Source organism: Rathayibacter sp. AY1D9, assembly GCF_002932395.1.
Classification (GTDB): Bacteria; Actinomycetota; Actinomycetes; order Actinomycetales; family Microbacteriaceae; genus Rathayibacter.
This window is the reverse complement of sequence record NZ_PSVQ01000037.1, coordinates 1-26,076: the sequence shown is the minus strand read 5'-3', so window position 1 is coordinate 26,076 and position 26,076 is coordinate 1. Positions and strand designations below refer to the sequence as shown.

The window sequence follows — 26,076 nt, the reverse complement described above, 5'->3', positions numbered from 1 at the left end:
AAATTCCCCATTGGCGACGCAAGGGCTGTGTCTGGCCCGATCGCACCTCCAGCTCGCCACTCACGACCGCCCGGCTACCACCGGCCGCGGTGCCTGGCCAGGCCCTCGCCCGGCGGCGGGCGGGCCCGTAGCGTCGCCCGGACCGATCGACCCGCCGGGGTCACGACGAGAGGACGCGCCATGAGCAGCACGAGCGACATGATCCGGAGCCACCCCGAGGAGCTGCGCGGCGTCGATCCGGAGGTCCTGGCCGAGTGCATCGACGCGTGCGGCGCCTGCGCACTCACCTGCACCGCCTGCGCCGACGCGTGCCTCGGCGAGGAGTCGGTCGCCGAGCTGGTCCACTGCATCCGCACCGACCTCGCCTGCGCCGACGTGTGCGCCGCGACCGGCGCCGTGCTCTCGCGCCGCGGCGTCGTCGGATCCGCGGCCGTCCGCGCCCTCGTCGAGGCCTGCCTCCTGGCCTGCCGCGCCTGCGCCGACGACTGCGAGCAGCACGCCGAAATGCACGAGCACTGCCGGATCTGCGCCGAGGCCTGCCGCCGCTGCGAGCAGGCGTGCGAGAGGCTGCTCGCGCAGCTCTGAGCGCGGGCGCCACCGCGGGACACCTCCCCCACCGGACTCGACGGGCGGCTGTCAACCGTCCTGCCCTGAGCGTCCGGCGCTCCTACGGTCGGTGGCGAGCACGGCGTCGTCGGGGCTCGGAGCGATCGCAGGCGGTCCTTCCGTCCCCGACGATCCGCAGACGCTCGAGATGGAGGACGACCGTGGCCCAGACCAGCACCGAGCGCGACCGCACCGCGCCCGACCCCGACGACTCCCGCAAGCCCGACGGACCGACCGAGGTCACCAAGCGCTCCTGGGGCTACGTCCTCAAGAAGACGCTCCGTGAATTCGGCGCCGACCAGTGCACCGACATCGCGGCCGGCCTCACCTACTACGCCGTCCTCGCGCTGTTCCCCGGGCTGCTCGCGATCGTCTCGATCCTCGGCCTCTTCGGCCAGGCCGAGACCACGACCTCGACGGTCCTCGACCTGCTCGGCGGTTTCGTCTCCGCCGACGTCCTCGACACGGTCCGCGGCCCCCTGCAGGAGCTCACCTCGGCCCCCGCCGCCGGACTGGCCTTCGTCACCGGTGTCCTCGGCGCCCTCTGGTCCGCCTCCGGCTACGTCGGCGCCTTCGGGCGCGGGATGAACCGCGTCTACGAGATCGACGAGGGCCGCCCGATCTGGAAGCTGCGCCCCACGATGCTCGCCGTCACCCTCGTGACGGTCCTCCTGCTCGTGATCGCCGGGCTGATCCTCGTGCTCAGCGGACCCGTCGCGCAGACCATCGGCGACGCCGTCGGCCTCGGCGAGGTCGCCCTGACCGTGTGGAGCATCGCCAAGTGGCCGGTGCTGATCGCGATCATGGTCGTCATCGTCGCGGTCCTCTACCACTGGTCGCCGAACGTGCGGCAGCCGAAGTTCCGCTGGACCAGCATGGGCTCGATCCTCGCCCTCGTCGTCTGGGCGCTGGCCTCGGCCGGCTTCGCGTTCTACGTCGCCAACTTCAGCAACTACAACAAGACCTACGGCGCGCTCGGCGGCGTGATCGTCTTCCTCCTCTGGCTCTGGATCACGAACCTCGCCCTGCTCTTCGGGGCCGAGTTCGACGCCGAGCTCGAGCGCGGCCGCCAGCTGCAGGCGGGCATCGAAGCCGAGGAGCACATCCAGCTGCCGCCCCGCGACACCCGGCAGAGCGAGAAGAAGGCGGAGAAGCACGCCGAGGACGTCGCCGACGGCCGCGAGCTCCGCGAGAGCGCCGGGCGCCCCGAGCGGTGATCCCGATCGGGCGGGACCTCCCGGCCCATTAGGGGCACCGCCTTCCCAGGGCAACCCTCTTGAGGCCCCGCGGGCGGCGCGCGGAGGCTGGACGCATGCGGAAACTGCACTACTCCAGCGGCCACCTCCTCGTCGGCGACCTGACCTGCAAGGCGGTCCTCCGATACGCCCGGGCCCTCGCGGACGTCAACAAGTCGGACGTCGTCTCGGTGCCTGTCCTGACCGAGGGCGGCGGCCGCGCCTACGCCCACCTGCTGATCGGGCCGGCGAGCCAGCTCTGGTCGCTGCCGATCGACAGCAGCGAGGTGGAGGAGCCGGACGACGCGGAGGTCATCGCCCACATCGAGCTCGAGACGCGCCGCATGCAGCCGGCCCGTCCCTCGTGGAGCGAGGAGATGACGGACATCCCGCCGCTGGACTTCCTCGAGTACACGGACATCGCCGACCTCGAGGACGCCCGGCGCGACCCGATGGACTAGGCCGCCGCCGGCTCCTCGGTGGAGCGGGAGTCGCTGAGGGACAGCGAGCCGATCGTCGCGATCACGCCGACGAGGACCGCCACGACCAGGAAAGCGACCCGCTCACCCGCGAAGAAGCTCCGGACGAGGTCCGCGCTCCACGCGCCCGCCGGGAGGGTGGTCGCCACCAGTGCGGCGATCAGCGTGCCGACGACGGCCGTGCCGATGCTGGTGCCGATCTCCTGGGCCGTGTCGTTGAGCGCCGCACCGATCGAGGTGCGGTTCGCGGGCATCGCCTCGACGAGGGCGACGGCGCAGATGGTCATGATCGTCCGCAGGCCCACCGTCATCACGACCATCATCACGGCGATCGCGAGGTAGCCCCGGTCCACCGCCCAGGACATCCCGAGCAGCGCGCCGACCAGGAGCCCGGTGCCGATCAGGCAGGCCGCGCGGTGCCCCAGCTTCGCGGCGAGGCGCTCGGTGACCGGAGTGGCGGCGAGCATCGTGACGATGACGGGCAGGTTCGCGAGGCCGGCGCGCACCGGGCTCCAGCCGTAGGCGTACTGGAAGTGCAGGATCAGGCCGAACAGGACGCTCGCGAAGGCGACCGAGGCGCCGAGCTGCGTGAGCGCCGCTCCCCGCGCGGGGCCGGCGCGGAAGATCGCGAGGTCGATCATGGGCGAGACGGCGCGGCGCTCGCGGACGACGAATCCCGCGACGGCGGCGACGGTGCCCGCGGCGCAGGCGATCGTGAGGAGCGACAGCCAGCCGTTCTCGACTCCGCTGGTGAGTGTGTAGCAGCCGAGCCCCACCGCGGCGACGGTGAGGGCGGTCCCCGGCAGGTCGAGGCGACCGGAGGTGAGGTCGGCGCGCTGGTCCGCGGGGACTCCGAGGCGCACGCCGATCCAGACCAGCAGCGCGATCGGGGCGTTGACGACGAGCAGCCACTGCCAGCTGACGGTGCTGAGGATCGAGCCGCCGAGGAGGGGGCCGAGGACCATGCCGGACATCCCGACGATCATCACGATCGTGATCGACCGCATGCGGAGCCTCTCGTCGTCGAAGAGCCGGAACACCAGCGACATCGTGACGGGCGCCATGGCGGCCGCGGCGCAGCCGAGCGCCGCGCGGAGGGCGATCAGCTGGCCGATGTCGGTGACGAGGACGACGGCGAGGCTGATCAGCCCGAACGCGGCGAGGCCGGTGAGGAGCACGCGGCGGCGGCCGAACCGGTCGGCGGCGGACCCGGCTGTCAGCAGCAGCCCGCCGAAGGTCAGGGAGTAGGCACCGGTCACCCACTGCAGTCCGGCGGTCGACCCGTCGAGTGAGCGTCCGATCGTCGGGAGGGCGATCGAGAGCAGCGTGTTGTCGACCATCTCGACGAAGAACGCGAGGCAGAGAGCGGCGAGCGGGAGTGCCGCGGAGCGGAGGGAGGTGTGAGCGCGGGACTCGGCGGAGGTGGTCGTCGGAGCGGACATCGAGGCGCCTTCCTATCGAACGCCGTTCGACTCTCGTACGGCGTTCGATAGTATGGAACGCCGTTCGGTAAGATGCAAGCCATGCCTGCAGATCGCCCGACGGAGACCGCTGCCGCGCCCTCCCCCGCCCGGGGCCGCCGCCGAGCGTCGCACTCGCTCGACACCGTGCTGGCCGAGGCGATCGCGATCCTCGACGAGTCCGGGGAGTCGGCCCTCACGTTCCGCGCGCTCGCGGCCCGACTCGGCGGCGGCGTGGCGAGCATCTACTGGTACGTCGGCAGCCGCGACGAGCTGCTGGAGCGGGCGACCGACGAGGTCATGGGTCGGGTCCTCGCAGACAGCGAGCCGCTCACCCACGGGCCGGACCCGATCGACAACGTCCGCGCCGTCGCACTGGCCCTCTTCGACGAGTGCGTCCGCCGACCCTGGTTCGGCCTCTACATGCTCCGCACGACCGGGGTGCAGCCCAACTCGATGGCGATGTACGAGCGCCTCGGGCAGCAGCTCATGGCTCTCGACCTGACGCCCCGGCAGCGGTTCCACGCCGTGTCGTCCATCGTCAGCTACGTCGTCGGAGTCGCGGCCGACCTGGCGCAGCCGCCGCCCCGCGAGTTCCTCGAGAGCGGGATGGAGAGGGGCGAGTTCCTCGAGCACCTGGCCGACCGCTGGCGCGCCCTCGATCCGGAGGAGTTCCCCTTCGGCCACCACGCGGCCGACGTCATGGCGACGCACGACGACCTCGACGTGTTCCGCTCCGGCCTCGACCTGCTGCTGGCCGGGCTCCGGCTGCAGGCGGGGCGGGGCTGAGGCCGGGTCAGCTCCCCGAGGTCCGCCGGATCGCGACCACGGTTACGTCGTCCGCCAGCAGCCCCTCGGCCGCCAGGCGGGTGACGCCGGCGACCGCGTCGGCGGCGGTCGCGGGGGCGGCGACGGCCGCGTCGGCCACCCGGTCGAGGGCGGCGAGGGAGCCGTCGAAGAGGTCCAGCACGCCGTCGCTGCAGATCAGCAGCAGGTCGCCGGGGTGGAGCCGGAGGCCGGTCGGCTCCCACTCCTGCGTGCCGAGGAGGCCGAGCGGCAGATGGGCGGAGGGGATGCGCTCGCGCGAGCCGTCGGCGCGGCAGACGATCCCGAGTCCGTGCCCGGCGTCGACGAGGGCGATGTCGCCGGTCGAGGCGCTGAGCCGCAGGTGGAGGAGCGTGACGAACGCGTCGTTCGCCGACAGGTCCGGCTCGACGACCCGGTCGATGAGCGCCATCGTCGCCGCCGGGCCGAGGGCGGGAGGGGTGACGCGCAGGGCGGCGCGGACCGTGGCGGCGATCATCGCGGCGCCGACGCCCTTGCCCATCACGTCGGCGACGGTGACGGCGAGCCCGTCGGGCGTGCAGCGCCAGTCGAAGAAGTCGCCGCTCACCGTCCCGCTGGGCACGCAGGCGCCGGCGACGTCGTAGCCCGGGAGGTCCGGGACCGAGCGGGGCTCGAGCCGCCGCTGCACCCTCTCGCCGTCGGCGAGCTCCTGCCGCGAGCGGGCGGCGCCGGCGGTGAGCATCTGCGCGACCTGCTCGCCGCTGAGTGACGCCATGCTGAACGACACCACGACCAGCAGCACCAGCGTGATCAGCGTGGTGGTCGGGGTCCCGAACCAGGTCGCGAACAGCTCGCTGCGCAGCCCCGCGGCCAGGAACACGGCGAACCGGAGCGCGTAGTAGAGGGAGAGGGCGCCGGAGCTCAGCAGCAGCGGCCAGCGCGTGCGCGAGCGCCCGGCGCCGAGCAGCGTGATCTCGCGGGTCGACAGGCCGATGAGGAGCGCCATCGAGGCGAGGTAGAGCAGCCCTCCCGACCAGTCGTTGACGGCGGGAGAGTCGAGGCTGGACACGCCCGTCACCACCACGGTCGGAGCGACCACCAGCCACCACGGCGTCGGTCGGCCGCGGAGGGAGCGGCTCGCCGCCCAGACCGCGGCGGCGCCGGCCACGATGAGCCCGTTCCCGAGCAGATTCGCCCACACCTGGTCGGCCGTGCCGTCGCGGAGGTAGGCGAGCGAGCCGCCCATGAACAGCGCGAGCGCCGTGCACCACCAGAAGCTGAAGGACGAGCGCGTCGACCGGTAGGTGACCAGCGCGAACAGCAGGAAGAGGGTGAGGGCGGTGACCCCGAAGGCGACGCGGAGGGTCGTGGCATCGAGCAAGGCGGGTCCGTGGCACTTCCAGGAGACCGAGCGGCGGAGCGGCGGACGGGCGCCGTGATCAAGGGGATCCTGGCACGGCGCGCGGGCCGCTCGGGGCGCGCCGTGGAGGCCGGCCCCGGGGATCCGCGGCAGTGCGGCCCGTCCGCCCACCCGACGGGGGGAGCAGGAGGGGGGCTCGCACGTTCGAGGAGAGACCACCGCCCTCGCGCTCGATACAGCATCGCGTGTACCGTCGCTCCCGTGCCCGCCACCGCGACCCTCACCCACTCCGCTGCTCTCGCGCGCCTCGGATCCGCCCTGGCCGACGAGACGCGGTCCCGGATCCTGCTCGCGCTGCGCGAGGCTCCGGCCGTCCCCTCCGACCTCGCGGACGCGCTCGGGGTCTCGCGGCAGGTGATGTCGAATCAGCTCGCGTGCCTGCGCGGATGCGGGCTGGTCGAGGCCGTGAAGGACGGCCGGTACACCTGGTACCGGCTGGCCGAGACCCGGATCGCCGGGGCGCTCGACCACCTGCTCCGCCTGGCCCTGGTCGTCGATCCGGACTGCTGCTCCGGCGACGACTGCCGCTGCGCATGACCGCCCTGCGCGCTCCGCTCCTCCCCGCCCGCCGCCGCGTGCTGCAGAGGCGCATCCGCTGGATCGTCGGCGCGACGATCGCCTACAACGTGGTGGAGGGGATCGTGGCCCTCGCCGCCGGGACGGTCGCCTCGTCCACCGCGCTCGTCGCCTTCGGCCTCGACTCCGTGGTGGAGGTGCTCTCCGCCGCGGCCGTCGCCTGGCAGTTCTCGGGCCGCGATCCGGAGGCGCGCGAGCGCACCGCGCTGCGGGTGATCGCCGTCTCGTTCCTCGGCCTGGCCGCGTTCGTCGCCGTCGACTCGGTCCGGGCGCTGCTCGGATTCTCGGAGGCCCAGCACTCCCCCGTCGGCATCGTGCTGGCCGCCGTCAGCCTGCTGGTGATGCCCGCGTTCTCCCTGCTCGAGCGCCGGACCGGCCGCGAGCTCGGCTCGGCCTCGGCCGTCGCGGACTCGAAGCAGACGCTCCTCTGCTCGTACCTCTCCGCCGCCGTCCTGGTGGGCCTGCTGCTGAACAGCACGCTCGGATGGACGTGGGCCGACCCCGTCGCCGGCCTCGTGATCGCCGCGGTCGCCGTCCGCGAGGGCCTGGAGGCCTGGCGCGGCGAGTCCTGCACGACGCCGATCTCCGCGCTGACGAGCGAGGACTCCGAGGCCTGCGGCTGCTGCTGACGAGGGCGTGACGGCGCGGCGCACGTCGGCGGTGGACGACCTCCGTCAGGACTTCGTCACCAGGCCGGCGGCCGATCGGGCCCGCTCCGGAGCTACCGACCGCCGACCCGCGCCTCGACGACGTGCCGGCACCCGATCCCGCCGCGCTCCAGCTCCTCGCGCTCGCGGCGGAGCCCGACGCGGACCCGCCGCGCCTCGGCCAGCGGCAGCACCGCCTCCGGATCGACGGTCGCCAGCAGGACCGCCGCCCGCGACCTCGCCGCCACCCGCACGTCGAGGCACGGCGTCGCCTCGGCGAGTCCGAGCAGCGCGGCCACCAGCAGCTCCAGCTCGACCGCCGTCGCGTGGAGCACCAGCACCCGCGAGGCCGGGCTCGACGGGCGGCGGACGAGGAGCGTCGCTCCGGTCATCGTCGCCGCCCTCCCCTGCCCGGGACCGGTCCGGGACGTCCGCCCCGCCTCGGCCCTCGGCGACCGCCCGCGCGACGTCGGCGTGCACGCATGGGGTTCCTTCTCTCGTCCTGCTGCGGTGCGAATCGCGCCGCACCTCCATCCCACGACTCGGGCACCCGGCCGGGGAGAGGGTTGCCACGCGCGCGTCGGCGGGTCAGGAGGCGCCGGAGCCGCCGGGGATGAGAGGGTTGCGCGATGTCCACTGCGAGCGTGCCGTCGCCGCGCGCCGGAGTCCGGACCCGGCGCTTCCGGCGCCTCGCGCGCACGGGCTTCGCCGTGAACGGACTGATCCACCTCCTGATCGGCGGCCTCGCCCTGCGCGTCGCGGTCAGCGACGAGACCTCGCGGGAGGCGGACGCGTCCGGAGCGATCGGGCGCATGGCCGACTCCCCCGTCGGCCTCGTGGTGGTCTGGGCCGCGCTGGTCGGACTGGTCGCGCTCGGACTGTGGCAGCTCTCCCTCGGCGGGCGCTCCTCCGCGCCGGGCCTCCCCGCCCGCCTGGGCCGCCGGATCGTCGAATCCGGCAAGGGCTTCGCCTCGCTCACCCTCGCGGGCACCACGCTCGTCTTCGCGCTCGGCGGCTCGACGAGCTCGTCGGCCACGATCCGCCGCATCAACACCGAGCTGCTGACGAGCACCATCGGTGTCGTGATCCTCGTGATCGTCGGCGGGATCGTGCTGGGCAGCGGGATCGGCTTCGTCGCGATCGGGATCCGGCGCGGCTTCCGCAAGCTCGTCCGCATCCCCGAGGGCCCGACGGGGACGGCCGTGCTGATCCTCGGCGCGACCGGCTACATCACGAAGGGGCTCGCTCTGGGCCTCGCCGGCGGGATCTTCGTGGTCGCGGCGCTGACCGGCGACGCCCGCCAGGCGACCGGGCTCGACGGGGCCATCCGCTTCCTCGACGTCCCTCCGTACGGCACGATCGCCCTGACCCTCGTCAGCGCGGGACTGGTCATGTACGGGCTGTTCCTCGTCGCCCGGGCGAAGCTCGCGAAGCTCTGAGCCGACGCGGCAGTCGTTCACAGTCGCCACCCATATCGCTGAGTATCGTTCGGAGAAACAGGAGGTCATCATGAACGGATCGTCATCGACCGGCGCGTTCGGCACCGGCACGCCCATCGAGAGCATCTGGCGCGCGATGGAGCAGGCCCGCTCCCGCATGGAGAAGCGCGTCGGCTCCCGGGTCGGCCGCGGGGACGTGCGCACCGCGGTGCTCGCGCTCCTCGCCGAGCAGCCCATGCACGGCTACCAGATCATCCGCGAGATCGAGGAGCGCAGCGGAGGCGACTGGAAGCCGAGCCCCGGCTCGGTCTACCCGACCCTCCAGCTCCTCGCGGACGAGGGACTCATCACGGCCGACGAGCAGAACGGCCGCAAGACCTACACGCTGACCGACGCCGGCCGCGCGACGGTCGCCGAGCACGGCACCTCGACCCCGTGGAACGACTCCGACCACGTCGACTTCGGCGCCCTGCCCAAGGCGGGCCTCGAGCTCGCCCAGGCCGCGGCCCAGGTCGGACGCTCGGGCACCCCTGAGCAGATCCGCAAGGCCGTCGCCGAACTCGAGGACGTGCGCCGCCGCCTGTACGCGATCCTCGCGCAGGACTGACCCGGGTGGCCTCGGTCAGCCCGGGTCCTGCCGCCCCGGGCCACCGAGAGCGGGAGGACCGGCGGCGCTACCGCCGGATCCTCCGCTTCGCCGCGTGGCATCTCGCGGTCACCTGGTTCTTCGACCTGCTCCTGCCGCGGGTGGGGCTCACGCGCGTCGCGCTCCGCACCCGGCCCGGCCGGATGCGCCGCTTCGCCCGCAGCTTCCACGTGCTCGCGGTCGACCTCGGCGGCTTGATGATCAAGGTCGGCCAGTTCATGTCGTCGCGCCTGGACGTGCTGCCGCCCGAGATCACGCGCGAGCTGGAGGGGCTGCAGGACGAGGTCCCGCCCGTCCCGTTCCCGCGGATCCGGGCGCTGGCCGAGTCCGAGCTCGGGCTGCCGCTCGAGCGCGCGTACGCCGGAGTCGACGAGTCGCCCGTCGCCGCCGCCTCTCTCGGGCAGGCCCACCGCGCCCGGCTCTCCCCCGTCGACGCCGAGGACACCGGCTACTCCGCGGCCATCATGAAGGTGCAGCGGCCGGGGATCGACCAGATCGTCGAGGTCGACCTCGCGGCTCTGCGCCGCGTCGGCGGCTGGCTCAGCCACGTGCGCCTGGTCTCGGACCGCGTCGACGCCCCGGCGCTCGTCGAGGAGTTCGCGGTCACCAGCCTCGAGGAGATCGACTACCTGCAGGAGGCGGCCAACTCCGTCCGCTTCGCCGCCGACTTCGCGGGCGACGCCCGGGTGGCCGTCCCGGACGTGGTCTGGGAGCGCTCGACCCGCAAGGTGCTCACGCTCGAGGACATCACCGCGATCAAGATCACCGACCACGCCGCGCTGCTGGCCGCCGGGATCGACCCGCGGGAGGTCGCTCCGGTCTTCGCGGCCGTGATGTTCGACCAGCTCTTCACCAACGGCTACTTCCACGCGGATCCGCACCCCGGCAACGTCTTCGTCACGCCGACCCCCGGGGGCGAGCTGCCCTGGCGCCTCACCTTCATCGACTTCGGGATGATGGGCGAGGTGCCGCCGAGCACCCGCGCGGGCCTGCGCCGGATGCTGATCGCCGCCGCCTCCCGCGACGGCAAGGGGCTCGTCGACGCGGCCCGCGCGGTCGGCGTCCTCCTCCCCTCGGCCGACTCCCGCGAGCTGGAGCGGGCGCTCACGCAGCTCTTCGCCCGCTTCGGCGGCATGGGCTTCGCCGAGCTGCGGGAGGTGGATCCGCGCGAGTTCCGCGACTTCGCCGTGCAGTTCGGCGACGTCGTGCGCGCGCTGCCGTTCCAGCTCCCCGAGAACTTCCTGCTCGTCATCCGCGCGATGTCGCTGACCTCGGGCGTCTGCAGCGCGCTCGACCCGGCCTTCAACCTGTGGGACTCGGTCGAGCCCTACGCGCAGCAGCTGATCCGCGAGGAGCGCGGCTCCGTCGTGCAGGACGTCGGCAAGCAGGCCGTCGACACGCTCGGCCTGATCTGGCGCCTGCCGCGCCGGCTCGACGAGCTCGTCACGACCCTCGACGACGGCGAGCTCGCGGTCACCGTCCCCACCATCGAGCGCCGGCTGAACCGGCTCGAGGGCACCGTCCGCCGCGTGATCTCGGCCGTGCTGTTCGCGGGCCTGCTGATCGCGGGCGCCGTCGTGCGCCCGGACGACAGCGGCTTCGGGACCGTGCTGATGATCGCGTCGGCGCTGCCGCTGCTGCACGCCCTGCTGGCCCGCGGCCCGCGCGGCTGAGAGCCGCCGTCAGGCCGCGGCGGCCGCGTCGCATCCGTCACCTCCTCCGCCCACCTCACCGGCGTCGCGGTCGACATCGGCTACACGGACGCGGACAGCTGGCTCGCGCAGCACGACACCGACTACGGGCTCTGCCAGATCTACGCGAACGAGATCTGGCACTTCGAGCTCGCCACCGAGCCGGGCGGCGACTGCCCGGAGCAGCTGCCCGACGCGAGCGCGACCTGAGCGGCTCTCCCGCGCTCCCGGGGATCCGATGCGTCGCGAAAGGTCGTCATCGGAGCCGCGTGGGAGCCGTTCGCGACGCATCGATCGCGCAGGCGGCCGGGCTCAGCGGCTGGTGAGCAGCTCGACGAACTCGTCGGCCATCGCGAGCTGGGCGCTCAGCGCCTCGCGGCGCTCGCGGGCCTGCGCGACGAAGGCGTCGAGCTGCGCGCGGACCTCGGCCGGCGCGTCGTCGCCCTCGGCCTCGAGCGTGTCGATCACGCGGAGCAGCGCGGCCATCTCCTCCAGCGAGAAGCCGAGCGGCTTCATGCGGCGGATGAGGATCAGGCGGTCGTAGTCGGTGGACGTGTAGAGGCGGAAGCCGCCCTCGGTGCGGCCGGACGCCTTCACGAGGCCGATCTCGTCGTAGTGGCGCAGGGTCCGGAGCGAGAGGCCGGTCCGCTCGGCGAGCTCGCCGATGTGCATGGTGCCGATCCTGCTCACCCCTTCAGATCTACCCTTACGTGAGGGTAGGGTTGCACGTGCTGCTGACACGCCTCTGCAAGCTTGGCATCCCCGCCCGCTTCCGCCGACCCGATGCCGCAGCCCTCCGCGCTCCTCGTCGAGCACCCCTCCCACTCCCTGGAGCCGCCGCGATGGCCCTCGCCTCGAAGACCCCTGCCCGCCCGCACGCCGAGCCCACCGTGATGACGGCGCTGCGCACCCCCCGCATCCTGACCCGCGAGGTCCTCGCCGGCCTCGTGGTCGCGCTCGCGCTCATCCCCGAGGCGATCTCGTTCTCGATCATCGCGGGCGTGGATCCGCGGGTCGGCCTCTTCTCGTCGTTCGTGATGGCCGTGTCGATCGCGTTCCTCGGCGGCCGCCCCGCGATGATCACCGCCGCCACCGGCGCCGTCGCCCTGGTGATCGCCCCCGTCGCCCGCGACTACGGGATGGACTACTTCATCGCGACGGTGATCCTCGCGGGCGTGCTCCAGATCGTGCTCGGGCTGCTCGGAGTGGCGAAGCTCATGCGCTTCATCCCCCGCAGCGTGATGGTCGGATTCGTGAACGCGCTGGCGATCCTGATCTTCTCGGCGCAGATCCCCAACCTGATCGGCGTGCCCTGGCTGGTCTACCCGCTGGTCGCCGTCGGCATCGTGATCATGGTGGTGATGCCGCGCCTGACCAAGGCCGTTCCGGCGCCTCTCGTCGCCATCGTCCTCATCACCGCGGCGGTCGTCGTCACGGCGGTCGCCGTGCCGACCGTGGGCGATCAGGGCGAGCTGCCCCGCAGCCTCCCCGAGCTGTTCCTGCCGAACGTACCGCTGACCTGGGAGACCTTCACGACCATCGCGCCGTACGCCGTCGCGATGGCGCTCGTCGGACTCCTCGAGTCGCTGATGACCGCGAAGCTCGTCGACGACATCACCGACACCCCCTCCCGCAAGACCCGCGAGTCGCTCGGGCAGGGCGCCGCGAACGTGCTCTCCGGCCTGTTCGGCGGCATGGGCGGCTGCGCGATGATCGGCCAGACGATGATCAACGTGAAGGCGTCCGGCGCCCGCACCCGCATCTCGACCTTCCTCGCCGGCGTGTTCCTCCTGATCCTCGTCGTCGCGCTCGGCGACCTCGTCGCGATCATCCCGATGGCCGCGCTGGTCGCGGTGATGGTGATGGTCTCGGTGGCGACCTTCGACTGGCACAGCATCCGCCCGTCGACCCTGAAGCGGATGCCCGTGGGCGAGACGGTCGTCATGATCGCCACGGTCGTCGTGGTCGTCCTCACCCACAACCTGGCGATCGGAGTCGTCATCGGCGTCCTGGCCGCCATGGTCGTCTTCGCCCGCCGGGTCGCCCACTTCGCCACCGTCGAGCGCACCCTCTCGGCCGACGGATCGACGGCCCACTACACGGTCACCGGCGAGCTGTTCTTCGCCTCCAGCAACGACCTCACCACGCAGTTCTCCTACGCGGAGGACCCTGCGCACGTCGTGATCGACCTCTCCGGCTCCCACATCTGGGACGCCTCGACCGTCGCCGCGCTGGACGCCGTCACCACCAAGTACGAGCGCCACGGCACCCGCGCCGTGATCGCGGGCATGAACGACGCCTCCACCCGGATGCACGGCCGCCTCGCCGGGAATCTCGGCGCGGGGCACTGAGGGTCGGGGCTGCGGGACCGCACGCGCAGCCCCTCAGAGCGGCGCGAGCACCAGCGACCAGAGCCAGCGCCCGCCGACGACCCGGTGCACGACCACGAACAGGGCGGTGATCGCGAGTCCGACCGGCAGCAGCACGGCGCCGGCCGCGAGGCGGTCGGCGGGCACGGCGAGCAGCAGGCCGAGCGGCACCGACGCGCAGGCTGTGACCAGCGCCGCGACGAGAGCGGCGCGGCGGTCCCGGGTCGGCTGCGGCACGACGCCGATCCGGCGCCGGACCAGCCAGTGGGCGAGGGCCCACGCGGCCGTGGTCCCGAGGGCGGTGCCGCCCGCGATCGCCGGCACGACGAGTTCGGCAGGCAGGAGGAGCCCGCCGACGAGCGCCCCCACCGCGACGCCGACGGCCGAGACGACCTGGGTCGCCAGCGAGTCGCGGGCCCGACCCAGCGCGAACATCGCCCGGTTGAGGACGTAGGTCTGGCTGAAGCCGACCAGGCTCAGGGCGAGCAGCTGCAGGCCTCCGCCGATCACCGGTGTGCCGAAGACGAGCTGCGTGAGCAGTGGCGCCGCCGCGACGAACAGGAGCGTCGCGAGCAGAGTGACGGCGAGCACCGCGTCCTCGGTCCGTCGGAGGTTCACCGCCGCGGCCGCCCGATCGCCGCGGTGCAGGTCCCGGCTGAGCGGCGTGAACATCGCCGTGGCGACGGAGACGACCAGGATGCCGTGCGGCAGCAGGAGCAGCAGCTGCGCGCTCGAGAAGGAGTTGAGGCTCGGCCCGTCGACGCCGGCGCGGTTCATGGCCTGGCCGGCCGCCGTCGCCGCGTTCGAGACGACGATGTACGACACCTCTGCGACGAGGGCGCCGAGGAACACCCAGACCGCGTCCCGCGACACTCCGCCGAGCCCGGCGACGCCGAAGCGCGGCCGCAGGCGGACGCCGACGGACCGCGAGAACGCGACCGCGATCACCCCCTGCACCACGATCGCCGTAGTGGCAGTGCCGCACAGGAGCGCCACCATCTCCGGCGTCCACTCGTCGGCGGGTGTCGACGCCGCCTCGGGGTGGATCAGGAGGAACACCGCGATCCCGAGCACCGAGATCACGTTCGCGCAGGCGGGCGCCCACGCGCCCGGCCCGTACTTCTCGGCGGAGTTGAGCAGCTGCGAGAAGACGGCGAAGACGATGTAGAAGAAGATCTGCGGCAGGCACCAGTAGGCCATCTGGGTGGCGAGCAGAGCCCAGTCGGCCGACCAGCCCCCGGCGTAGAGCCCGACGATCAGCGGCGCCACGAGCGTGCAGGCGGCCGTGAGGAGCGCCGCTCCGCCGAGGCACACGGTGAGCAGCCGCTCGAGGGTCCGCACGCCCTCCGGTCCGTCGGCCCGCGCCCGGACCATCTGCGGCACGAGCACCGCGCCGAGCACCCCGCCCGCGATGAGCCCGTACAGGTAGGTGGGCGCGGAGTTCGCGACCTCGAACACCTGCCCGCCGACCGACGCGCTCGTGCCGCCGACCGCCACGACCAGGAGCGCCAGCCGGACGAACCCGAGGATCCGCGAGACGAACGACGCGACCACCATCCCCCCGGTCGCGCTGCGCATCCGGGCAGCATAGGCGGTGCGACCCGGGTCGCCACCGACCGCGGCGCCCGCCGGGGTCGATGCGTCACGAACGGTCGTCACGGGCGCGGGAGAGGGGCCGATCGTGACGCATCGATCTCGGGGAGGGCGGGAGGCGGGAGGGCCCGCGGGCGGCGCTAGACGCGCACGGGTGCGACGGAGGCGCGGCGGATCAGCCGCGTCTCCAGCTCCATGCGGGTGGCCGAGGCGCCCGAGGCGAGCGGAGTCGCCGACCGGTGCGCCTGGTGCAGCATCCGGAAGGCGATGGCGCCCATCTCACCGATGGGCTGCTGGATCGTGGTCATCGGCGGGGTCGCCCAGGCCGACTCCTCGACGTCGTCGAAGCCGATGACGCTGAGGTCTCGCGGGATGCGGAGGCCGGCGTCGTCGGCGGCCTCGTAGACGCCGAGCGCCATCACGTCGGAGCAGGCGAAGAAGGCGGTCGGCGCGTCCGGCTCGGCGAGCATCAGCCCGGCGGCCTCGCGGGCCAGCTCGCGGTCCCAGTCGCAGTAGGCGACGCGCGGATCCTCGACCCCGGCGGCGCGGAGCGCGGTGGTGAAGCCGTCGATCCGGGCGCTGCTGTAGAGCTGGGTGCGGGTGCCGCCGAGGACGCCGAAGCGGGTGTGGCCGGCGTCGAGGAGGTGCTCGGCGGCCATGCGGCCCCCGTCCCAGTTGGTCGCGCCGACGCTCGCGACGTCGGCCGGCGGCCGCGTGCTGGGGTCGACGACGACGACGGGCAGCTCGGCGGTGGTCAGCAGGTGCAGCTGCGCGGCCGAGACGTTGACCAGCACCACGATGGCGCCGAGCGAGGGGCGGCGGAGGAGGCGGCTGATCCAGGCGCCGTCGTCGCGGGCGCGGGTGAGCACCAGGTCGACCCCGGCGGCGGAGGCCTCGGCCTCGATGCCCTCGAGGACCGGGCCGATCCAGGTGCCGCCGATGTGGCCGACGACGACGTCGACGATCTGGGCGGAGTGCGGATCCTCGACCGGCGGGCGCAGGCGCGGGCGGCGGCGGTAGCCGAGCGCGTGCGCCGCCTCCATCACGCGCAGGCGGGTCGCCTCCGAGACGTCGGTGCCGCCGTTGAGCACCTTCGAGACGGTGGGGACGCTCGTCCCGGCGCGCTCGGCGATCAGCGCCATGGTCGGGCGGGTGGTCGCTCCGGAGACGTCGTCGTGGTCGGGCATGTGCTCACCGTAGCGGATACCGACTTTCGCAACTAGCCCTGCGCCAGGACGGCTTGCTCCGCCGGGAACCGCGGTGCATGATGGTCGGACGCCGGGGCTCCCGCACATAAGTTGCGCAAGTCCTGTTCGATGACGAACCGCGGAGCGATCCGCCCGCACGTGAGGACGACGATGACCGACCACTCCCCGACCACTCCCGGCAAGACGGCCCTCGTCGTCCGAGGGGGCTGGGACGGCCACCAACCGGTCGAGGCGACCGAGCTGTTCCTGCCGTTCCTCCGCGACAACGGCTACGACGTGCGCGTCGAGGAGTCGACCGCCGTGTACGCCGACGAGGCCTACATGCGGACGGTCGACCTGATCGTGCAGTCGAACACGATGACCTCCATCCAGTGGGAGGAGTTCCTGGGCCTCCGCGCGGCGGTCGAGCGCGGCACGGGCCTCGCCGGCTGGCACGGCGGGATCGCCGACTCCTACCGCGACAACTCCGACTACCTGCAGCTGATCGGCGGCCAGTTCGCCTCGCACCCCGGCAAGCACCCGGACGAGCGCACCGGCGAGCAGTCGGACAACTACATGCCGCACACGATCGAGATGACGGCCCTCGCCGCCGACCACCCGATCACGCAGGGCATCACCGACTTCGAGCTGGTCACGGAGCAGTACTGGGTGCTGCACGACGACTACAACGACGTGCTCGCCACGACCACGCAGGCCGTCCGCCCGTGGGACCCGTGGAAGCGCCCCATCACCTCCCCCGCGATCTGGACCCGCCTCTGGGGCGAGGGCCGCATCTTCGTCTCGACGCCGGGCCACCGCGTCGAGATCCTCCAGGACGACAACGTCCGCACGATCATCGAGAGGGGAATGCTGTGGGCGTCCCGCTGAGAGTCGGCATCATCGGCGTCGGGAAGATCAGCGAGCAGTACCTCGCGAACCTCCCGACCTTCCCCGGCCTCCGCCTCGTCGCGGTCGCCGACCTGAACCAGGAGCGGGCGCAGCAGGTCGCCGACGAGCAGGGCGTCCGCGCCCTCACCGTCGACGCGCTGATCGACGACCCGGAGATCGACGCGGTGCTGAACCTCACGATCCCGGCGGCGCACGTCGAGATCGGCACCCGCGCCCTGAAGGCGGGCAAGCACGTCTTCGCCGAGAAGCCGCTCGGGCTGAACCCGGCCGAGGCCGCGCCGATGCTCGACCTCGCGGACGAGCTGGGCCTGCGCTTCGCGAGCGCCCCGGACACGGTGCTCGGGACCGGCGTGCAGACCGCGCGCCTCACCCTCGACTCCGGCGCGATCGGCACCCCGATCGCCGCGCAGGTGCACTGGGCCGCTCCCGGCCACGAGCGCTGGCACCCGGCGCCCGAGTTCTACTACCAGCCCGGCGGCGGCCCGCTGCTGGACATGGGCCCGTACTACCTGACGGCGCTCGTGCACTTCTTCGGGCCGGTCGTCCGCGTCACGGGCCTGGCCACCCGCTCCGACCGCCCGCGCACGATCGAGACCGGGCCGAAGGCGGGCACGCCGATCGAGGTGACGATCGACACGCACATCACCGCGCTGCTCGAGCACGCGAGCGGAGTCGCCACCACCGTCACCGTGAGCTTCGAGGTCTGGCGCAGCCGGGCCCCGAAGTTCGAGGTCTACGGCACCGAGGGCACCATCTCGGTCCCGGATCCGAACATGTTCTCGGACCCGGTCGAGGTCGCCGTCCGCGACGAGGACTGGCGGGTCGTCCCCGACTCCGCCGGCGTGATCGACACCGGTCGCGGAGTGGGACTGGCCGACCTCGCGGAGGCGATCGCGGAGGACCGCCCGCACCGCGCCTCCGGCCGCGTGGCCCTGCACGTGCTCGAGATCATGGACGCCGTGCTCCGCTCGAACGAGGAGAAGGCGGTCGTGACGATCGCGAGCACCGCCGAGAAGCCCGACGTGATGCCGCTGCGCACGGCGGGCTCGATCGGCGCCTGACAGCGCCGGGGGGCGACGACGGGAGGCGGGGGATCGCCGCCAGCGCGTCGCTCCCCGTTCGGGGGTGACGGCGGGGGGCGACGCCGTAGACTCGGCGGATCGACGGTCCTCAGCCGCCGCCGCACGCGGAGGGGGATCGGCCGTGGCAGTCGGCTTCCGGCGGAGCGGTGAGCTCCGTGCCCTCGCGCGCCCCCGGCTCCGGGCGGCCGGCGACCCGCTCTCCCCCGAGGACCACCGCTCCCGGCTGTCCGGTTGGCTCAGCATGCCCGGCGGGCCGGGTCTCGTGCGCCCCTCCGCCCTCGCTCCGGCGCGGGAGGCGCCCCTGCTCCGGCTCGTGCGCGCCGGGGCGCCGGCGGAGGACCTGCACGAGGCGACCACCGGCTCCCCCGAGGGCTCGCGCCTCGCGGCCGTCGTCGAGCTCGTCCGCGACGCCCTGCACTCCGCGGACGACGATCGCGCTCTGCGGCTCACCGGCTGGCTGGTGCGCATCCGCTACGACCCGTCGGCCGACTCCTTCCTCCGCCGCTACGGGATCGCGCTGACCGTCCGCCTGCCGCTGAGCGGCGGCCTCGACGTGGAGGTGCCGCTCGACGCCCCGGCGCTGCGCCTGCTCTACGCCGAGCTGGCAGCACCGATGGATCCGGCTGCAGCGGTCGTGGCGGTCGAGACCCTGGAGCCGTCGACCTCGCGGCGTCGACCCTCGCCTCCCTCTACTCCGCCCGCCGACGCTGGAGCGACGTGGCCGAGTTCTCGGCGCCCGTCGAGAACGTGGACGCCGCCTCCGCCGCGGTGCTCATCCGCCGCGGCGTCGCTCTTCGCGAGCTCGGCCTGATCGAGGGCGCCCTCGAGGCGTTCGACCGGGTGGTGCGCCCGACCGTCACCAGTGCGCGGCCCGTGGAGCTGCGGGCGGAGGCGCTGCTCGAGCGCGCGAGCACGCTCCTCTCGGACGGGCGCACGGCTCCGGCTCGGCGCGATCTGGAGCGCGTGCTCTCCCGCTACCCGGACAGCGCCGCGGCGCACGAGCTGCTGGCGGTCACCGGACGCTGACGCGGCGGAGGGGCGCACCCTCTGCAGGATGCGCCCCTCCGGGGAGTGCGTCGGCTCAGTGCGTCGGCTCAGTGCGTCGGCTCAGTGCGTCGGCTCAGCCCTCGGCCTTCGAGGGCTTGCCCTCGGCGGGCAGGACCTCGTGCGGGGTGTCGCGCTCGTCCTCGCCCTCGGCCTGCGACGGCTTGTCGGACTGGTCGTCCGGGTCCTCGACGGGGCTCGGGGTCTGGTCACTCATCGGAGTCCCTCCGGCTCGTCGGACGTGGCGGACGGCTCGGGGTGCGCCTCGAACTCCATCCAGGCGCGGTCCAGATCGGCCTGCGCCGACTCGGGCTCGCTGGCGAAGTAGCCGTCGTAGATCGCGCGGCCGCCGTGCTCGGGCAGGTCGTCGCGACCGCCGAAGGCCTGCGCGAAGCGGCCGACCTCGTCGTCCCTCTTCTGCTGATCCCGCAACCAGGCGGGGAAGGTCTGCGTCATGGTGACACCTCTCTCTCCTGTCCTCCAGCCAATCCCCCGCCGCGGATCCGGGCAAGCCCTTCCGCCGCGGGCCTCGAGGGGCCAGGCTCCGCCCTGGAGGGGACGGGCTCCGCCCTGGAGGGCCCGGGCTCCGCCCTGGAGAAGCGGCGCTCCGCCCTCTTGAGGACATGTCCGCTACAGGGCGCCCCCGCCCCCGCCGCGGAGGAGAGCCGGCCCCTAGCGTGAGCCCGTGACCGACCCCGCTTCCCCGCGCCCCGCCCGCACCGCCGCGGGCCTGCGCCGCACTCTGCTCGCTCTGACCGCGACCGTCGCCCTGCTCGCCGGCACCGCGGCTCCCCTCGCCTCCGCCGAGCCGGACCCGGTGCCGGTCGGGAACGACCACCTCGCCAACGGCGTCGCCGCCTGGGGGCGCTACCTCAACGGGGAGTGGGACGTGCCGGCGGGCATGTCCGATCTCACGGACGTGGCGAGCAGCTACAGCCACACCCTCGCGCTCCACACCGACGGCACCGTCGAGGCCTGGGGAGCGGATCTGGAGGGCGAGCGGGACGTGCCGGCCGGGCTCCGCGAGGTGACCGCGATCTCGACCGGGTACCTCCACAGCATCGCCCTCACGATGGAGGGGACGGTCGTCGCGTGGGGCGACGACCGTCAGGGCCAGACCGACGTCCCGGCCGGACTCGGCGGCGTGACCGCCGTCGCCGCGGGCAGCTACCACACCCTCGCTCTGCGGGGCGACGGGACCGTGGCGGCCTGGGGCTCGGATCAGTTCGGAGCGACCGACGTGCCGGCGGGTCTCTCCGGAGTGGTCGCGATCGCCGCGGGCGGCTGGAACAGCCTCGCGCTGCGCGCCGACGGGACGGTCGTGGCGTGGGGCGGCGACGACAGGGGCGCGTACACCGCCCCGGCGGGCCTCCGGGACGTCGTCGCCGTCTCGGTCAGCTACTCCCACAGCCTCGCCCTGAAGCGGGACGGCACCGTCGTCACCTGGGGCGACCCCGTCGACTCCGGCTTGCCGCGGGTCCCCGCCGATCTCGGCGGCATCACCGCGATCGCCGCCGGCATCGGCTTCAGCGTCCTGCTGACGTCCGACGGCACCGTCGTCTCCCTGCACCCCGACGGCGACACGGAGCTGGACGTCCCGGCCGGGATCACCGGCGCCACCGGCATCGCGGTCGGCTTCAACCACGCCTTCGCGATCGGCCCGCTGCCGACCCTCACCGCCGACACCGCCGAGACGCTCGTCAAGACCGGGACCCGCTACTCCGCGACCTTCACGGCGTCCGGCCCGGCTGCGACCTTCGAGGTCTCGTCCGGCGCCCTTCCCGCGGGGGTGGCCCTCTCGCCGGAGGGCGTCGTCTCGGGCAGGCCGACCACCGCAGGCGACTCCACCTTCACGGTGAGCGCGCGGAACGCGTACGGCACCACGGCCGGCGTGCCGCACACGGTCACCGTGGTCCCCGCGAACACCCCGCCCGTCGTGACGGTCGCCTCCGCCACCGACGGCGCCTCCTACGAGAAGGGCTCGGAGCCGAGGGCCGCCTGCGCGATCACGGATGCGGAGAGCGGAACGTTCAGCGAGGAGGCCGTCGTCACCGGCACGCTCGTGAACGGCCTCGGCACCCGCACGGCGACCTGCACCTGGACCGACCCCGGAGGACTGACCACGACCGCCGCCGCGACCTACCGGATCGTCGACACCGGCGTCCCCACCATCGCCGCGACGACCGCGCCGACGGCTCCGAACGCCGCGGGCTGGTTCCGCTCCCCCGTCTCCGTCGGCTTCTCCTGCGCCGACGGCAGCGGCTCCGGGATCCGCAGCTGCACCCCCGCGCGGATCCTGCGCGAGGGCCCCGGCCAGAGCGTCACCGGCACCGCCGTCGACAACGCGGGCAACCGCGCCACGACGACCCGCAGCGGCATCGCCATCGACACCACGAAGCCGCAGCTCTCGTTCACGTCGAGGCCCGAGGGGTCCTACCCCTACGGCACGGTGCTCCCGGAGGCGCGCTGCCTCGCGGACGACGCGCTCTCGGGCCTCACCGGCGACTGCGTGATCACGGGCGGCGGCCGCTCCGTCGGACCGCACGTGTACCGGGCGACCGCGACCGACCGGGCGGGCAACGTCTCGACCCTCACCGCGTCCTACACCGTGACCCCGTGGACGATCGGCGGGCTCAGCACCTCGGTGAAGAGCGTGGCCGCCGGAGCCGCGACCGGCATGACGTTCCAGGTGACCTCGACGTCCTCCGCGGGAACGTTCCGCCATTCCGCCCTCGCCGACGTGCGCAGCGTCACGCAGAAGCAGACCTCCTGCACCGCCGGCGCCGTCCTCACCGGAGCGCCGACGACCACCCTGACCGGACGCCTCCGCTACGACACCGCGACGAACCGCTACGTGAAGGCGTGGACGGTGCCCGCGAAGCGGGGCACCTGCTGGACGCTGACGGTCACGACGGCGGACGGCAGCACGGGGAGCGCCCGGTACTCGGTGAAGTAGCGGCGCCGGACGGCCGCCGCGGTCCGGTCAGGCTCCCGCCGCGGCGTACCGCTCCGCGAGCACGCGGAACGCGGCGGCCAGCTCGGGCGGCTCGGCCCCGGCCATCGGAGCGTCGAACCGGCCGAACGACGCGGCGAGCGCCTCCCACGACCAGGCGCCGAGGGCGAGTCGGCAGCCCGCGTCGCCGAGGTCCTCCACCTCCCCGTCGCCCGCGTAGGGCAAGACCTCGGCGGCGGGCGCCTCGAGCACCACCGAGCCGCGGCACGGCCACCCCTCCCCGGGCGCTCCGCCGCGGAACCGCGCCTCCAGGAACTCGGCGGGACTCCCGCCCGGCAGCACCCGGCGGCGGAAGCGAGCCCCGCGGGGCGAGCGCGGCTCGAGCCGGTCGACGCGGAACACCCGCCAGTCGTCGCGGTCGAGGTCGAAACCGATGAGGTACCAGCGGCCCTGACGCGCGACCAGGTGGTGGGGCTCGACGCGGCGCACCGCCTCCGCGTACGCGAAGCGGAGCACCTCCGAGGCCCGGACGGCCGCCGCGACCGCGACCAGCCGCTCCGGAGGGACTGCGGGGGCCGGCGCCGCCGCGACCGTGAAGCGCAGCGCATCCGCTCGGGGCCGGAGCCGGGCGGGCAGGACCTGCCGCACCGTCGCCAGCGCACGGGCCGACGCCTCCTCGAGCCCCGTGATCGGCGCGCGCAGGGCGGCGGTGAGGGCGAGCACCTGCTCGTCGTCGAAGAGCAGTGGCGGGAGCTCGGCGCCGGCCTCGAGCCGGTACCCGCCGTCGGGGCCCTTCGCCGCGTCGATCCGGTAGCCCATCGTGCGGAGTCGGTCGACGTCGCGACGCACCGTGCGCGGCGCGATCCCCAGGCGCTCGGCGAGCACTCCGCCCGGCCAGTCGCGGCGGGTCTGCAGGAGGGAGAGGAGCAGGAGGAGCCGCTCGGTCGTCGTGGGCACGTCCCGAGGGTATTCCGAGAAGAGGACCGTCACCGTCCTCTTCTCCTGGGAGCGTCGGGGCACCGGGTGATCGACCCGGCACGACTGCGAGGAGCGCACCATGAGCATCACCACGACGACCCACCTCAACTTCCGCGGACAGGCCCGCGAGGCACTGGAGTTCTACGCCTCGGTCACGGGAGGCCGGGTCGACGCGATGTCCTACGCGGACGCGAACGCTGTCACCGCGCCCGACGAGGCCGACCAGCTGATGTGGGGCCAGGTCGTCTCCGAGGCCGGCTTCCGCGTCATGGCGTACGACGTCCCCGCGCACACGACTTACGACTCGGGCACGATCCCGGTGTTCGTGTCGCTGCGCGGCTCCGACGCCGACGAGCTGCACCGCCTCTGGGACGGCCTCTCGGAGGGGGCGGCGGTCGTCGTGCCCCTGGCCCCGGCGGCCTGGTCGCCCCTCTACGGGATGCTGCGCGACCGCTTCGGAGTGACGTTCGTCGTCGACCTCGAGGTCGCCTGGGGCTGAGGCCCGCGGGCTCGGCGGCGGGGCGCGTCCCGCTGCGGACGCGCCGGCCGCCGACTCGGTACGCTCAGCACCGGATCCGGTCGGAGGGACGCTGCATGCTGGAGACGATCTCCGAGGCCCTCTCGCTGGTCACCCTCCCCCTCGGCGTGCTGTTCCTGCTCGCCGCGTTCGTCGCGGCGCTGATCGACGGACGCTGGCTGACGACGACCGCCTACCTCGAGGAGGGTCCGCCCCTCGCGCTGCACTGGGTGACCCGGGCCGGCGAGGTGCGATCGCGTCCGCTGTCCGCCGGGGACCCGCTGACGCCGACGCGGTCGGACCGGCGGGAGGTGCACTACCGCGAGGAGGATCCGCACCGCATCCGCCTGCACCGGTGGAGCGACGCGGTGCGGGCGCTGCGCCTGACCGGCCTGATCCTGCTCGGGGCGGGCGTCGTCCTCGGGATCCTGTCGACGGCGCTGGCGGTCCTCGCCTAGGCGGCGCTCCGTGCGCGAGGATCGGACCCGTGGATGCGGAACGGGTTCTCGGTGACGGTCGGGCCGACGGGGTGTGGTGCCGGCTCGGGGAGCCGCTGACGGTCGCGCAGATCGCTCGCGGCGGGCCCGCGTGGCTGTGCCTGGACGCGCAGCACGGCGCGTTCGACGACGCCGCGGTCCTCGCCTCCCTTCGCGCGCTCGGCGTCGTGAGCGGGAGGCCGCCCGTCGGCGTCCGGGTCGCCGGGCTCTCCGACGCGCTGATCGGCAGGGCGCTCGACGCCGGAGCGGACGTCGTCGTCGTCCCGATGATCGAGACGGTCGAGGAGGCGCTCGCGGCCGTCCGCGCCGCGCACTACCCGCCGCTCGGTCGCCGCAGCTGGGGGCCGATGTCCGATCTCTGGGGCGCCGCTCCCCCGTCGGCCGCCGAGGCGCGCACCGCGCTCTGGGTCATGATCGAGACGCAGGCCGGCCTCGACGCCGTCGATCGGATTCTCGCGGTGCCGGGCGTGAGCGGAGTCTTCGTCGGCCCGTTCGACCTCGCGATCGGCCTCGGACGGGACCTGTCCGACCTGCTCGCCGCGGACGGACCGGACGACCCGCTGCCGAGGATCGCCGCGGCGGCCCGGCGCGCGGGCAAGGGCGCCGGGGCCTACGCGGGCGACCGCGAGCGCGCCGGGCTGCTGCGAGCGCTCGGCTTCCCGAGGGTCGCGGTCGCGACGGATCAGTCGCTGATCGCGCTCGGCACCGCGGCGGCGCTCGACGCGGACGCCGCCGACTCCGGCTGCTGAGCCCGAGGCCGGGCACGGGGCCGGCCGCCGGTCACCGGCGAGGGCTCCCGCCGGGGGGATGCACGGGCTCCGGCGGCTCGGGGACGAAGCGGAGGCCGCCGGCGGAGTTCGCGAGATCGGTGAGCGCCGAGATCCAGGCGGGGTTGATGCGGGGCATGCGGCCGCCGGCGTAGGTGTAGCGGAGCGTGTGCGAGGGGTGCAGCCAGATCGCGCTGCGGCCGTCGCTCATCCCGTTCTCGTCGCGCCAGGTGAGCAGGCACGACTCCCCCCGGCGCAGCTTCGCGGTGAGGACGATCTGCAGGTGGGCGAGCACCCGGTCCTCGACGTCGATCTCGACCGATCCGTCGTAGTGCAGCTTCCCCATCGGCGTCTCCCGGCCTCGTCCTCGGAGGACGGGCGCGCCTCCGGCCCACCATCCTCGGGTGTCGTCCAGTGACCAGTTCGGGGCGGCGACAACCGGCGGATCAGCTGGTACCGGCGGATCCGCTGGTCTCGACGGGGCGGGGCTCAGGCCGGCGGGTTCGCCGCCATGAAGTCGCGCATCGGCAGCAGGTTCTGGAGGGGCGCGAAGTACCCGAAGCGGGGCAGGTCGAAGACCACTCCCGCGACTCCGGAGGATCCCATCGCCGCGATCCACTCGAGCGCGGCCGGCATCGGCACCTTCAGCACGCGCGACGCGTCCTCGTCGGAGAGGCCGGCGTGCAGCGCCCCGGCGCGGGCGCGCTCCCCCGTGGTGAAGGCGAAGACCATCGGCCCCGACTCCAGGCCGCCGACGAAGGGGGTGGGCGCGTCGTCCGGCCCCCGCGCGATGAAGCACCACATCGGCAGGGCGTAGACGCTGCGCCAGAGCGCGTCCATCGCGGCGAAGCTCTCGGGGTCGGCGCGCAGGGCCTCCGCCCGGGCGTCGATCTCGACTGTCTGATCCATGGGGCTCCCCTCGGCGCCGGCGATCGGCGCGGACCTCCACGCTAACGATGCTCCCGCTGGGCCGCACCCGCGATCGATCCGTCAGCAGCGGCCCGTCCCCGCGGCGGGCACGGGCCGCGGGCGACGGATGGATGCGGTGGTGGCTGTGCGAGCCGTCCGCTGATCCGCTCGGCCACTGGCCCCGTCCAGGCGGTTAGGTTAGGTTAACCTTCGCAACCCCCACCACCCCCTTCGAAGGGCACGCCGTCGGTCTCGTCGAACAGGGTCGGGGTCTCGGCGCCGGAGG

29 protein-coding genes are annotated in these 26,076 nt (G+C 73.7%); 18 read left to right on the top strand and 11 right to left on the bottom strand.

The window, feature by feature from the left end; all coding sequences use genetic code 11:
* Window positions 1–180: 180 nt before the first annotated feature.
* The 3 genes from C5C50_RS13735 to C5C50_RS13725 all read left to right on the top strand — a co-directional run bounded on the left by C5C50_RS13735 (window position 181) and on the right by C5C50_RS13725 (window position 2,302).
* Entirely contained in the window at window positions 181–585 is a 405-nt protein-coding gene (locus C5C50_RS13735) for a four-helix bundle copper-binding protein (RefSeq protein WP_104227130.1), read from the top strand.
* A 182-nt stretch (window positions 586–767) separates the two neighbouring features.
* A complete protein-coding gene (locus C5C50_RS13730) occupies window positions 768–1,823 on the top strand; it encodes a YihY/virulence factor BrkB family protein (protein WP_104261203.1) in 1,056 nt (351 codons plus the stop codon).
* Between the two features lie 95 nt (window positions 1,824–1,918).
* Window positions 1,919–2,302 carry a hypothetical protein gene (locus C5C50_RS13725; protein ID WP_104227132.1) on the top strand — a complete coding sequence of 128 codons (384 nt, stop codon included), beginning with the start codon at window positions 1,919–1,921 and terminating at the stop codon, window positions 2,300–2,302.
* On the opposite strand, the gene C5C50_RS13720 is transcribed toward C5C50_RS13725, so the two are convergent.
* Window positions 2,299–3,762, bottom strand: coding sequence for an MFS transporter (locus C5C50_RS13720; RefSeq protein ID WP_104227133.1), 1,464 nt, complete (start codon window positions 3,760–3,762; stop codon window positions 2,299–2,301). The genes C5C50_RS13725 and C5C50_RS13720 overlap by 4 nt on opposite strands.
* Before the next feature lie 81 nt (window positions 3,763–3,843).
* On the opposite strand from C5C50_RS13720, the gene C5C50_RS13715 reads away from it, so the two are divergent.
* Window positions 3,844–4,569, top strand: coding sequence for a TetR/AcrR family transcriptional regulator (locus C5C50_RS13715; RefSeq protein ID WP_219812210.1), 726 nt, complete (start codon window positions 3,844–3,846; stop codon window positions 4,567–4,569).
* Between the two features lie 7 nt (window positions 4,570–4,576).
* On the opposite strand, the gene C5C50_RS13710 is transcribed toward C5C50_RS13715, so the two are convergent.
* Entirely contained in the window at window positions 4,577–5,947 is a 1,371-nt protein-coding gene (locus C5C50_RS13710) for a PP2C family protein-serine/threonine phosphatase (protein WP_104273689.1), read from the bottom strand.
* 240 nt (window positions 5,948–6,187) lie between these two features.
* On the opposite strand from C5C50_RS13710, the gene C5C50_RS13705 reads away from it, so the two are divergent.
* Window positions 6,188–6,523: a helix-turn-helix transcriptional regulator gene (locus C5C50_RS13705; RefSeq protein WP_104234042.1), complete on the top strand. Its 336-nt coding sequence runs from the start codon at window positions 6,188–6,190 to the stop codon at window positions 6,521–6,523.
* Window positions 6,520–7,191: a cation diffusion facilitator family transporter gene (locus tag C5C50_RS13700; protein ID WP_104273688.1), complete on the top strand. Its 672-nt coding sequence runs from the start codon at window positions 6,520–6,522 to the stop codon at window positions 7,189–7,191. The genes C5C50_RS13705 and C5C50_RS13700 overlap by 4 nt, the downstream gene beginning before the upstream one ends.
* 92 nt (window positions 7,192–7,283) lie before the next feature.
* Here C5C50_RS13700 and C5C50_RS13695 read toward each other — a convergent pair whose 3' ends face one another.
* Complete coding sequence (locus tag C5C50_RS13695) at window positions 7,284–7,601, bottom strand: hypothetical protein (RefSeq protein WP_104273687.1); 318 nt, start codon at window positions 7,599–7,601, stop codon at window positions 7,284–7,286.
* A gap of 237 nt (window positions 7,602–7,838) precedes the next feature.
* On the opposite strand from C5C50_RS13695, the gene C5C50_RS13690 reads away from it, so the two are divergent.
* The 3 genes from C5C50_RS13690 (at window position 7,839) to C5C50_RS13680 (ending at window position 10,967) form a co-directional block, all read left to right on the top strand.
* Window positions 7,839–8,648, top strand: a complete 810-nt coding sequence (locus tag C5C50_RS13690) for a DUF1206 domain-containing protein (RefSeq protein WP_104273686.1) — start codon at window positions 7,839–7,841, stop codon at window positions 8,646–8,648.
* 70 nt (window positions 8,649–8,718) lie between these two features.
* A complete protein-coding gene (locus C5C50_RS13685) occupies window positions 8,719–9,255 on the top strand; it encodes a PadR family transcriptional regulator (protein ID WP_104224292.1) in 537 nt (178 codons plus the stop codon).
* Window positions 9,256–9,260: 5 nt separating this feature from the next.
* Complete coding sequence (locus C5C50_RS13680; protein WP_104273685.1) at window positions 9,261–10,967, top strand: AarF/ABC1/UbiB kinase family protein; 1,707 nt, start codon at window positions 9,261–9,263, stop codon at window positions 10,965–10,967.
* A 330-nt stretch (window positions 10,968–11,297) separates the two neighbouring features.
* Here C5C50_RS13680 and C5C50_RS13670 read toward each other — a convergent pair whose 3' ends face one another.
* On the bottom strand, window positions 11,298–11,657 hold the full coding sequence (locus C5C50_RS13670; RefSeq protein WP_104227142.1) for a MerR family DNA-binding transcriptional regulator: 360 nt from the start codon (window positions 11,655–11,657) through the stop codon (window positions 11,298–11,300).
* A 170-nt stretch (window positions 11,658–11,827) separates the two neighbouring features.
* Here C5C50_RS13670 and C5C50_RS13665 point away from each other — a divergent pair, with 170 nt between their 5' ends.
* Window positions 11,828–13,336 (top strand): SulP family inorganic anion transporter, encoded by a 1,509-nt coding sequence (locus C5C50_RS13665; protein WP_104224295.1) that lies wholly within the window; start codon window positions 11,828–11,830, stop codon window positions 13,334–13,336.
* A gap of 33 nt (window positions 13,337–13,369) precedes the next feature.
* Here the strand turns inward: C5C50_RS13665 and murJ are convergent, their stop codons facing one another.
* Together murJ and C5C50_RS13655 are read right to left on the bottom strand one after the other, a co-directional pair.
* Window positions 13,370–14,932: a murein biosynthesis integral membrane protein MurJ gene (gene murJ / locus C5C50_RS13660; RefSeq protein ID WP_104273684.1), complete on the bottom strand. Its 1,563-nt coding sequence runs from the start codon at window positions 14,930–14,932 to the stop codon at window positions 13,370–13,372.
* Between the two features lie 155 nt (window positions 14,933–15,087).
* Entirely contained in the window at window positions 15,088–16,134 is a 1,047-nt protein-coding gene (locus tag C5C50_RS13655) for a LacI family DNA-binding transcriptional regulator (protein WP_104224297.1), read from the bottom strand.
* A 171-nt stretch (window positions 16,135–16,305) separates the two neighbouring features.
* Between C5C50_RS13655 and C5C50_RS13650 the strand changes: the two genes are divergently transcribed.
* The 4 genes from C5C50_RS13650 to C5C50_RS17070 all read left to right on the top strand — a co-directional run bounded on the left by C5C50_RS13650 (window position 16,306) and on the right by C5C50_RS17070 (window position 19,151).
* On the top strand, window positions 16,306–17,022 hold the full coding sequence (locus C5C50_RS13650; protein WP_104227162.1) for a ThuA domain-containing protein: 717 nt from the start codon (window positions 16,306–16,308) through the stop codon (window positions 17,020–17,022).
* Window positions 17,007–18,104, top strand: a complete 1,098-nt coding sequence (locus C5C50_RS13645; RefSeq protein WP_104255953.1) for a Gfo/Idh/MocA family protein — start codon at window positions 17,007–17,009, stop codon at window positions 18,102–18,104. The genes C5C50_RS13650 and C5C50_RS13645 overlap by 16 nt, the downstream gene beginning before the upstream one ends.
* Before the next feature lie 142 nt (window positions 18,105–18,246).
* Window positions 18,247–18,936, top strand: a complete 690-nt coding sequence (locus C5C50_RS17075; RefSeq protein WP_181133938.1) for a hypothetical protein — start codon at window positions 18,247–18,249, stop codon at window positions 18,934–18,936.
* On the top strand, window positions 18,873–19,151 hold the full coding sequence (locus C5C50_RS17070; RefSeq protein WP_181027209.1) for a tol-pal system YbgF family protein: 279 nt from the start codon (window positions 18,873–18,875) through the stop codon (window positions 19,149–19,151). Before C5C50_RS17075 ends, C5C50_RS17070 begins: the two co-directional genes overlap by 64 nt.
* 94 nt (window positions 19,152–19,245) lie before the next feature.
* On the opposite strand, the gene C5C50_RS17065 is transcribed toward C5C50_RS17070, so the two are convergent.
* Window positions 19,246–19,386, bottom strand: coding sequence for a hypothetical protein (locus C5C50_RS17065; protein WP_159940045.1), 141 nt, complete (start codon window positions 19,384–19,386; stop codon window positions 19,246–19,248).
* A complete protein-coding gene (locus tag C5C50_RS13635) occupies window positions 19,383–19,625 on the bottom strand; it encodes a hypothetical protein (protein WP_104227148.1) in 243 nt (80 codons plus the stop codon). The genes C5C50_RS17065 and C5C50_RS13635 overlap by 4 nt, the downstream gene beginning before the upstream one ends.
* Window positions 19,626–19,854: 229 nt before the next feature.
* On the opposite strand from C5C50_RS13635, the gene C5C50_RS13630 reads away from it, so the two are divergent.
* Window positions 19,855–22,125 carry a PxKF domain-containing protein gene (locus C5C50_RS13630; protein WP_104273681.1) on the top strand — a complete coding sequence of 757 codons (2,271 nt, stop codon included), beginning with the start codon at window positions 19,855–19,857 and terminating at the stop codon, window positions 22,123–22,125.
* A gap of 27 nt (window positions 22,126–22,152) precedes the next feature.
* On the opposite strand, the gene C5C50_RS13625 is transcribed toward C5C50_RS13630, so the two are convergent.
* Window positions 22,153–23,079, bottom strand: coding sequence for a YafY family protein (locus C5C50_RS13625; protein WP_258067767.1), 927 nt, complete (start codon window positions 23,077–23,079; stop codon window positions 22,153–22,155).
* Window positions 23,080–23,179: 100 nt separating this feature from the next.
* Between C5C50_RS13625 and C5C50_RS13620 the strand changes: the two genes are divergently transcribed.
* The 3 genes from C5C50_RS13620 to C5C50_RS17055 all read left to right on the top strand — a co-directional run bounded on the left by C5C50_RS13620 (window position 23,180) and on the right by C5C50_RS17055 (window position 24,863).
* The gene (locus C5C50_RS13620) at window positions 23,180–23,599 is read left to right on the top strand and encodes a VOC family protein (protein ID WP_104273680.1); all 420 of its coding nucleotides are present in this window, start codon (window positions 23,180–23,182) and stop codon (window positions 23,597–23,599) included.
* A gap of 95 nt (window positions 23,600–23,694) precedes the next feature.
* A complete protein-coding gene (locus tag C5C50_RS17060) occupies window positions 23,695–24,075 on the top strand; it encodes a hypothetical protein (RefSeq protein WP_104273679.1) in 381 nt (126 codons plus the stop codon).
* A gap of 29 nt (window positions 24,076–24,104) precedes the next feature.
* Complete coding sequence (locus tag C5C50_RS17055; protein ID WP_181027211.1) at window positions 24,105–24,863, top strand: HpcH/HpaI aldolase/citrate lyase family protein; 759 nt, start codon at window positions 24,105–24,107, stop codon at window positions 24,861–24,863.
* A gap of 31 nt (window positions 24,864–24,894) precedes the next feature.
* On the opposite strand, the gene C5C50_RS13605 is transcribed toward C5C50_RS17055, so the two are convergent.
* Window positions 24,895–25,227: an ATP-dependent DNA ligase gene (locus C5C50_RS13605; RefSeq protein WP_104263292.1), complete on the bottom strand. Its 333-nt coding sequence runs from the start codon at window positions 25,225–25,227 to the stop codon at window positions 24,895–24,897.
* A gap of 143 nt (window positions 25,228–25,370) precedes the next feature.
* Window positions 25,371–25,790: a hypothetical protein gene (locus C5C50_RS13600; protein ID WP_104224305.1), complete on the bottom strand. Its 420-nt coding sequence runs from the start codon at window positions 25,788–25,790 to the stop codon at window positions 25,371–25,373.
* Between the last annotated feature and the right edge of the window lie 286 nt (window positions 25,791–26,076).